Origin of the sequence: Soonwooa buanensis, assembly GCF_900167905.1 — a bacterium.
Taxonomy (GTDB): Bacteria; Bacteroidota; Bacteroidia; order Flavobacteriales; family Weeksellaceae; genus Soonwooa; species Soonwooa buanensis.
Window position 1 is genome coordinate 1 of record NZ_FUYZ01000026.1, and the last position, 2523, is coordinate 2523.

At 29.0% G+C, this 2523-nt stretch carries 3 protein-coding genes; all 3 read right to left on the minus strand.

The genetic code is table 11. From position 1 onward, the window contains the following. Positions 1-256 precede the first annotated feature (256 nt). Positions 257-1615, minus strand: a complete 1359-nt coding sequence (locus B5X62_RS15365; protein WP_079668367.1) for an SNIPE associated domain-containing protein — start codon at positions 1613-1615, stop codon at positions 257-259. 242 nt (positions 1616-1857) lie between these two features. Next, positions 1858-2157 carry a type II toxin-antitoxin system RelE/ParE family toxin gene (locus B5X62_RS15370; protein WP_079668368.1) on the minus strand — a complete coding sequence of 100 codons (300 nt, stop codon included), beginning with the start codon at positions 2155-2157 and terminating at the stop codon, positions 1858-1860. Continuing rightward, the gene (locus tag B5X62_RS15375; protein ID WP_079668369.1) at positions 2141-2374 is read right to left on the minus strand and encodes a hypothetical protein; all 234 of its coding nucleotides are present in this window, start codon (positions 2372-2374) and stop codon (positions 2141-2143) included. The genes B5X62_RS15370 and B5X62_RS15375 overlap by 17 nt, the downstream gene beginning before the upstream one ends. Positions 2375-2523: the final 149 nt, after the last annotated feature.

A 2523-nucleotide genomic window follows, 5' to 3' on the forward strand; every position in this document is an offset into this window, starting at 1 on the left:
AAAGTGCTTAATTTTTGGTCAACCTATTTTAGGACGATGCATTTTCAAAAATTGCAGGTAACGGAAAAAGTATTGGCGAAGTGCGGGCTGAATTTAACTGAAAGTTCAATTCAGACAGAGCGAAGCCGATGCTTTTTCAGATTGTCTAAATTAAGAAATTAAACAATATGAAAAGCAGCGGCGGATAAATTTCTTAACTTTTTCTATTTTATATTTAACCCCGCATTTTGCCAATACAATGTTGTACGCAGTATTGTTATAAGAGGGTTTCAGGATATATTTCGTTTTCTTCGATTTCTTCTAATTCGATGTGATTCCTTTTTTCCCTAATAGCAATTGTTTCATTGAATTCTTCAGCTTCTGGTATTGTAGAAAATTCGGCTTCAAAACCTAGTTCTTTTACTTTTTGCTCAATTTCTTCCAATGTAACATTAAAGAATTCTTTTCGCATGTTGAATAGATTCATTGATTTATCTGCGAAAGCTTGATGTAATTCATATTCTAATGTTCTTGCTTCATCACTATAAATCATTGCATGCACATCAAATTTGAATGGAACCGATGCATCTCCAAGTTCTCGGACTCTATCCATAGGTTCAAGTCGTCTAGTCATACCAATTTTGAATACATTCTCTCCAAATGATCCAATATTTGAAATTATATATACATTACCTCTTTTTGTTTGTTGAGCCATAGATAAAGCTCGTTCTTTTTTTAATCTTGCTTCTTCTAAATCTTTTTCGAGTTCTGCAATTTTATTTTGTAATTCCTCTGGATTTCCATTTTGACTTTGGAAATCTTTTTTAACTTTTTCAAGAATTTTTTGATAGTATGCTTCTTCTTTTTCAGCTTCTTTTTGAGCTTTCTCGAATTCTCTTTTTGCTTTTTCTTCTTCTCTTAATTCTTCTGCCAATGCACGTTGTTCCTCTCTTTCTTGTTGTTTTTTAGCTCTAAATTCATACTCAAGAACTAATTCTTTCATTTTTAAATCGAAATATTCTTGTGTGATTTCAACAGTTTGACTTTTACCTAATCCATTCAGAGTATTAAAAGATTTTTGAAGACGCTCCTTTATTTGATTGATATTATTCCATTTAACTTTGGTAATTAAAGAATCAGCTTCACCATTAAAAGCTCTTAATATTAACTTAATAAATTTTTTGGTAGCTGCTCTTCCTTGAGCTTCACTTCCATTAACGGTCCAAGTTGTTCGTGAAATTGCAGCATTTTCATTTTGAATTAAATTCTTTTGTTGTGCAATAATTTTATTTTGTTCTTCTCTATAATCATCAGATTTTTCAAATTCATAAATTGGTTCGTATACTCCAAATTCTGCTAAATCTAGATTAGTTTCGAAAATCGAAACCTCATGCTTGAGGTTTTTATATATTTCCTTAGCATTTTGATATTTAGCATTTAGTAATTCTAATTCAGTTTTTTGATTTTTTACTTTTTCACTAATTATATCAAATTCTTCTTCTATATTATTAATCTTAGAATATCTTTCTAGTTGATTCTCTAGATTAGATTTGTTATTATTACAATTAAGTAAGTCAGAGTTCAATTGTTCAATTTTTGAAAACTCCTTCTTTTTTAAAAAGTCAAAAAGTCCCATATTAAATAAATTTGATTTGGTTATCAGTGGTGGAAATATTGCGTACAACGGAAAAAGTATTGGCGAAGTGCGGGCTAAAAATGAACTTTAGTTCAATTTTCGACCAAACGGAGCCGATATTTTTTCCATGAACTAAATTACTAAAAAAATGTGAATGGAAAAATAGCGGCGGATAAATAGGGAAGGATTTTCAATTCACACCTTAACCCCGCATTTTGCCAATACAATGTTAGGCGATGTTTTTAGATTTTTCTCTTTTTGGGAGATTGTCTATTTGAAAAGAATGATAATATTTCTATATTTTCATTTTTCACTCGATAATACATTGAGTTATATTTCAATATTACTACTTTGTGAATATTTACATTATCTGATTTTGGAAAAAGATTTGGATTTTGTGATATTAATTCAGTAGTACTTTCGATGTTTTGAACAAGTTTTTTAATTTCTTTTTCAGTGAAATTTTTCTCTAAATATTCGATCGTTTTCTTTAACTCATTCTTTGAGTTGGGAGTCCAAAAAATATTATAACCACTTTTCATAAATTGCTCTTGCAGTAGAATGTGGTTCTAATTTTCCTTGATTCGCTTCCGAAATACCTTTCTCAATAGATTTTTTCTCATCTTCTGAAATTATATCCCACCAATCTTTAGTTTCTTCTTTTCTAAATTTTAACAGTTTTTCGATAATAGAATTATCTTCCAATGTTGATAACCATTGGATTAATTCAATTTTTTTATTTAGAGTCTGTGTATTCATACAATTAATACTTAAAAATCAAATTTATGAATTTAATTTCAATTTAGGACTGTTGTTGTCATGTCCTGAAATAGGTTGACTCTTTTTGGTTAATATTTAGGATTTGTTTCACGATTTAAAAATAAGAATTTTTGTTTCTAATGTCGGAA

Coding starts and splice junctions, on each gene's coding strand:
- B5X62_RS15365 (WP_079668367.1), bottom strand. CDS start 1,615: ATGGGACTTTTTGACTTTTTAAAAAAGAAGGAGTTTTCAAAAATTGAA.
- B5X62_RS15375 (WP_079668369.1), bottom strand. CDS start 2,374: ATGAATACACAGACTCTAAATAAAAAAATTGAATTAATCCAATGGTTA.
- B5X62_RS15370 (WP_079668368.1), bottom strand. CDS start 2,157: ATGAAAAGTGGTTATAATATTTTTTGGACTCCCAACTCAAAGAATGAG.